The sequence below is a fragment of the Kiritimatiellia bacterium genome, from assembly GCA_028715905.1.
In the GTDB taxonomy this organism is placed as follows: Bacteria; Verrucomicrobiota; Kiritimatiellia; order JAAZAB01; family JAAZAB01; genus JAQUQV01.
Genome location: JAQUQV010000067.1, coordinates 1 through 5,047, shown reverse-complemented (window position 1 = coordinate 5,047; position 5,047 = coordinate 1). Strand labels below are relative to the sequence as shown.

Here is a 5,047-nt window from a genome sequence, read left to right as displayed (position 1 = left end):
GGGCGCCCCCGCCCTGGCCGGCGCCGGCGGCGGGGGCATTTATACCGGCGCAAAACCGGACTATACCCTGGCCCCGCACATTGAGATCAACGTCACCGGTACCGACCGGCCCCGGGAGACGGCGCAGCTGATACGTGCGCAGGTTGAAGGCGTATTCCCGGATCTGATGGATTCCTTTTTCCGGCGGCTTGGAAAGAGGGCAGGTGACTAAATGGCCAGCCTAGGCGAGGTAGTTTTCAGCGTGGTGGAAGAAGAGAATATCGAGTATGCCGCCGAGGTAACCGAGCGTTCGGTTGAGCAGGGTGTCGACATCGTTGATCACGTCCGGCCGCGACCCGTTGTTTTGATCGTTTCCGGGGTTGTTGTGGGCCAGGACGCGGCGCAAAAGCTTGAGCAGTTGCGGGAGTACGCCCAGAAGGGCGAGGTGCTCGAATATTCCGGGCGGAATATTGTCGGCAATATGATTATCCAAAGCTTTCCCGCTTCGCACACGGCGCGGATTGCCGACGGTTTCAGCTTTCGCTTGGAGCTGCGTGAAATCCGCATAGCCGTGAGTGAGACGGCTGTCTACGTCGCCCCGGACCCGGTGACCCCCCCTACCGCTCCGGGAGCGGTGGCCGCCCAGGTCCGGCCAGTGATTCCGGCGGGCATACAGATGCCGCATCCCTCGCAGCGGCCGGATGCGCTTTTCGAGGCCCGGGAAGCAGCCCCTGCAAAGACTACTTCGCTACTGGTGAAAGCGCTTAATTACCTGGGCAAGGTTTTCAAAAAATAAAGGGGCATCATTATGGACTTCATCGCGATAGACAAAAACCGGATGCCGTACCGCTTCGACGTTCCTCTGGCCGGAACGACCTATACCCTGGAGATGCATTACAATTCCGAAGGGGATTTCTTCACGGTGGATCTTTACCGGGGGGAAGAACTCCTGGCAGCCGGCGAGCGCCTGGTCTATGCCTGGCCCTTGTTTGCTACCTGCGCCGCCGAGGGGTTCCCCGGGGTTGCCTTGATTCCTTTCGATCTCGCCTGGCGGGAGGAAGACGTAAGCTGGGACAACCTGGGAGAAAGCGTTTACTTGTATGTGATTAACCGGGAGGGAGCGGACGATGCAGCTCTTCAGGCGGAGGGTTAGCGTGGCATCCGGCGGGGCGCTAGTCGAATCACCGCCCTTTGACATTCACTTCCAGCTGCGCTTCGACACCGAGCCGGAGCCGAATCAGGCCACGATAGACATTTTCAACCTGGCCGATAGCACGGTCAACAAATTCAAGTGCGGCCAAACGGTGATTCTCAACGCCGGGTATGAAGCCGATTCTGGAACTATCCTGGCCGGCGTCACCGATGAAGTGCGCAGCTTCTGGCAAACGGTTCGGGGCGCGGGCAACGAGCGCATTCTGCGCCTGGAAGCAGGCGACGCAACGGACCGGTGGCTGAACGCACGTATTAGCAAAGCTTATAAAGCGGGAATCAAGGCAAGTCAGATCATCGCCGACATGCTAAAAATGTTCGGCTTAGAGATCGGGGCTTTCAAATTGCCAAAAGATGTAACCTACCCGGGCGGGCGGACCTTTTCTGGTTCTCTGCAGTCGGCGCTGCGACAGGTGGTGAGCGATTGCGGGGCAAAAATGCACATCTCCAACGGCGCCGTATTCGTGCTGCCGCCGGACCAGGGCAACCGGATCGCCGTCGTGCTGCGCCATGACACCGGCCTGGTGGAATACCCGGAGCGGATTGAAACCCAGGACGGTGAGGAAAAGTGGCGCGTAATATCGCTCCTCAATCACCGCATCCGGGCGGACTCAATTATCAAAGTGGAAAGCCGAAACCTGACCGGCTTTTGCCGCGTGGTCAAGGGCGAGCATGTTTGTGGCGATGAGGACTTTGAGACCCGCCTGGAGGTGGTCCCGGCGTGAGCGGCGATACCATAAAGTTTTTGCGAAACCTGCTTGGCAGCGAATTGGGCCGGCTGCATACCGCCCTGCCCTGCCGCCTCACTGCCGTAAGTGGTGACCGGGCGAGCGCCGTGCCCCTGGTTCGGCTGGACGGGAACGAGCCGGCGCCGCTGCTGGTCAACCTGCCGCTTTTGCGCCACCGCTACCGGTACACCTGCGCCGAATTGGGAGAGCTGGAATGCACCGGTCCGCACTATGAGGCGGGTGACAAGGTTCTGGTGGTCTTTTTGGAGCGGCCTCTGGACGCGGCTTCCAGCGGTCGGCGGCACGACCTCTCCGACGGCGTGGTAGTGGGTTTGATATAGGAGGGTGGCCATGACGGACCTAAATACTTTCCTGCTCGACGAGGACACCGGCGACCTGCAGCTGGACGGCCAGAATAGTATCCGCATGATAGAGGGCGCCGACGAGAAGCTCCAGGCGGTGCGGCTTCTCTTGCAGACCAACGCCGGGGAGTGGTTTTTGAACACACTTCATGGGCTGGAGCACTACAAGTTGCTGGGCCAGAAACCGGCCGAGGCCCGCTTCCGGGCGGCGATGATGAAGGCGTTGCGCCAGGAATCCCGCATTGACGAGGTTTTAGGCCTGGAATTCGATTATGACCCGTCCACCCGCACTCTGACAATTACCTTTGCCCTGCGCATGGACGGCGAAATTATCACCGGGCAGGAGGTGCTTTAATTGCCTGACTACGGACTGTTACCCGAGGGCTTCCGGCGGCGGCGTTACGCCGATATTATGACGGCCATGGAAGCTAGGGCGCGGAACCTGTTCGGCGAGAATATTAATTTAACAGAGCGTTCGCCCCTGGGGCTTTTTCTTCGCATCGTAGCCTGGTCAATCGGCATTCTCTGGCAGGTGGCCGAGAGCGTCTATAACGCCGCCTTCGTCGACACCGCCACGGGTCACTCCCTGGACAAGGTGGGTCTCTACGTGGGCATTGTGCGCCGCCCGGCGGAGCGTGCCACCGGGGAGATCACCATCACCGGAGACGAAGATACCGTTATCCCGGCGGGGTTTGTCGTAGGCACCGCGGACGGCCTCCTGTTCGAGACGACTGAAGGGGTAACTATTGATACCGACGGCAGCATCACCGCCCCTATTGTAGCCCAGGAACCGGGCACCGCAGGGAACGTCCCGATGAACACCATCACCGAGATCATTAACCCGGCCGTGGGCGTGGACGAGGCGACGAACGCCGAGCAGCTCACCGGCGGCCGCAACCGGGAGACTGATGCCGAATTTAGAGAGCGCTACCTGCAGTCCGTGGCCATCGGCGGGGCGTCCACCGTGGACTCTATCCGGGCGGCGCTTTTGCAGACCGCCGGAGTCCGGGCAGCCCTGGTGGTCGAAAACAATACCATGGAGGAAGACGCGGCAGGGCGGCCCGCGAAGAGCATTGAGTGCTACACCCTAGGCGGGGAGGCCGCAGATATCGCCGCCACCATTCTGGCTACCAAGGCCGCCGGGATCCAGGCGCACGGGAGTGAGACTGAAACCGTGCAGGATGACGCGGGGCAGGAGCACAATATCAGCTACACGCCGGCCGAGGTGGTGAATATCGAAGTTGACGTAGCGGTCGATTACACCGCAGAATACCCGGCGGACGGCCATGAGCGTATCCGGACCGAGATCATTCGCTACATCGGCGGCTATGACGCCGACGGCGCGCTCTACGCCGGATTGAGCATGGGGCAGGATGTTATCTACTCGAAGATTATTGAGCGGTGTTACCAAATCCCCGGGGTGCGGGACGTGGCGGTGACCGTCAACGAGGCCGGTCAATCGGCAGGAACGAGTAATATCACGATTGACTTCAATGAGGTGGCCGAAACCGACAGTACCAAGGTGGTGGTGGACGATGCCTCTGGTTGAGAATATGCTCAAACGCCTGACCTACCGCTATAACCGGGATCCGAATTCAAACATCGGTAAACTGCTCGGGATCGTGGCCGGGGAGCTACAGGAGCTCAAAGCCGCCCTGGACAATACTGCGGCCTATCGGGATATTGACACGGCCGTAGGGGCCACCCTGGACCGAATCGGCTATAACGTGCAACAGCACCGCGGCCAGGCCACCGATGGGATCTACCGGATCCTGATCAAGAGCAAGATCGCCCGCAACCTCTCTGATGGCAGCATGAACACCTTGATCCGCGTCCTGGCCATCACCCTGGACGCCGAGCCCGAAAGCATCGTTATCCAGGAGCTGTGGCCGGCCGAGCCTGCGGCGATCCAAGTGGACCTGCCTGTGGGTAGCCTGCTTGCAGCGGGGCTCACGCTGAACCAATTCGGACGCTTGGTTAACTGTATTGTCGCCGCCGGTGTGCGGGCGAACGTGCTCCAGGAAGGGACGTTCGAGTTTTCGAGCATCTACAATCCGACCTACCCGGATGATAAAGAGTTGGACGGCGAGAAGGGGTTCAACGGCCTTGACCCGGTGACCTTCGAGCCGCTGGACACGGGCGGCATGCTGGGCGCGGTGTACGACCCGGATCAAGACACCGAACTGCCGCTGTAAACGCGAAGGGAGTGGAGATTAATGCCCTGGACTGAAAACCTGCCCGAGTGGAACGCCACGGGCACGGCGCCGCCGCAGAGCAAAAAGGACAGCGGCTGGGAGGCGGAGGAAAAGCCCCCCGCCGACTGGTTCGACTGGTTTTTTAACCGGGCGTACAAATGCCTGAAGGAGATCCGCGAGTTTGTTAGTGCCCTGGCCGGGGAAGGGTATGACGACGAAACGGTTGCAGGCAACGCCGCAGGTATTGTTTCGCTGGCCGGAGACTTAAGCGATCACGTCGGCGAAGACGAGGCCGGCGTCCACGGCGCGGCTTCCGCCGCCACCCCGGGAGCGATCATCTGCCGGGACGCTTCCGGCAGGGCGCGGGTGGCGAACCCGAGCCACGCCTCTGATATCGCTACCAAGGGCTACACCGATGCCCTGAATCGCACGCGCGTCGCTGTCTTGACCGCCGCCGGAGCTATCCCGGCACTTACAAACGGGGCGGAAAAGAAGCAGGTGGAAGGAGCCAACCATGACTATTTTATCTGCGCCTTCGATAAGGATGCAGACGAACACATCTTCTTCCATTTCG

At 60.6% G+C, this 5,047-nt stretch carries 9 protein-coding genes; all 9 read left to right on the top strand.

Annotated elements, in window-relative coordinates:
• Positions 1–211, top strand: a 211-nt coding sequence (locus PHP98_10470) for a hypothetical protein (GenBank protein ID MDD5484050.1), incomplete at its 5' end; no start/stop codon positions are given.
• Positions 212–775 (top strand): hypothetical protein, encoded by a 564-nt coding sequence (locus tag PHP98_10465; GenBank protein MDD5484049.1) that lies wholly within the window; start codon positions 212–214, stop codon positions 773–775.
• Between the two features lie 12 nt (positions 776–787).
• The gene (locus PHP98_10460) at positions 788–1,132 is read left to right on the top strand and encodes a hypothetical protein (protein ID MDD5484048.1); all 345 of its coding nucleotides are present in this window, start codon (positions 788–790) and stop codon (positions 1,130–1,132) included.
• Position 1,133: 1 nt separating this feature from the next.
• Complete coding sequence (locus PHP98_10455) at positions 1,134–1,913, top strand: hypothetical protein (GenBank protein MDD5484047.1); 780 nt, start codon at positions 1,134–1,136, stop codon at positions 1,911–1,913.
• Positions 1,910–2,257, top strand: a complete 348-nt coding sequence (locus PHP98_10450; GenBank protein ID MDD5484046.1) for a hypothetical protein — start codon at positions 1,910–1,912, stop codon at positions 2,255–2,257. The genes PHP98_10455 and PHP98_10450 overlap by 4 nt, the downstream gene beginning before the upstream one ends.
• Before the next feature lie 10 nt (positions 2,258–2,267).
• Complete coding sequence (locus tag PHP98_10445) at positions 2,268–2,633, top strand: DUF2634 domain-containing protein (GenBank protein ID MDD5484045.1); 366 nt, start codon at positions 2,268–2,270, stop codon at positions 2,631–2,633.
• A gap of 57 nt (positions 2,634–2,690) precedes the next feature.
• On the top strand, positions 2,691–3,827 hold the full coding sequence (locus PHP98_10440) for a baseplate J/gp47 family protein (GenBank protein ID MDD5484044.1): 1,137 nt from the start codon (positions 2,691–2,693) through the stop codon (positions 3,825–3,827).
• Entirely contained in the window at positions 3,814–4,473 is a 660-nt protein-coding gene (locus PHP98_10435; GenBank protein MDD5484043.1) for a hypothetical protein, read from the top strand. Before PHP98_10440 ends, PHP98_10435 begins: the two co-directional genes overlap by 14 nt.
• A 21-nt stretch (positions 4,474–4,494) precedes the next feature.
• On the top strand, positions 4,495–5,047 hold a 553-nt coding region (locus tag PHP98_10430; GenBank protein MDD5484042.1), incomplete at its 3' end, for a hypothetical protein.

Coding starts and splice junctions, on each gene's coding strand:
- PHP98_10440 (MDD5484044.1), top strand. CDS start 2,691: ATGACGGCCATGGAAGCTAGGGCGCGGAACCTGTTCGGCGAGAATATT.
- PHP98_10460 (MDD5484048.1), top strand. CDS start 788: ATGGACTTCATCGCGATAGACAAAAACCGGATGCCGTACCGCTTCGAC.
- PHP98_10435 (MDD5484043.1), top strand. CDS start 3,814: ATGCCTCTGGTTGAGAATATGCTCAAACGCCTGACCTACCGCTATAAC.
- PHP98_10445 (MDD5484045.1), top strand. CDS start 2,268: ATGACGGACCTAAATACTTTCCTGCTCGACGAGGACACCGGCGACCTG.
- PHP98_10465 (MDD5484049.1), top strand. CDS start 212: ATGGCCAGCCTAGGCGAGGTAGTTTTCAGCGTGGTGGAAGAAGAGAAT.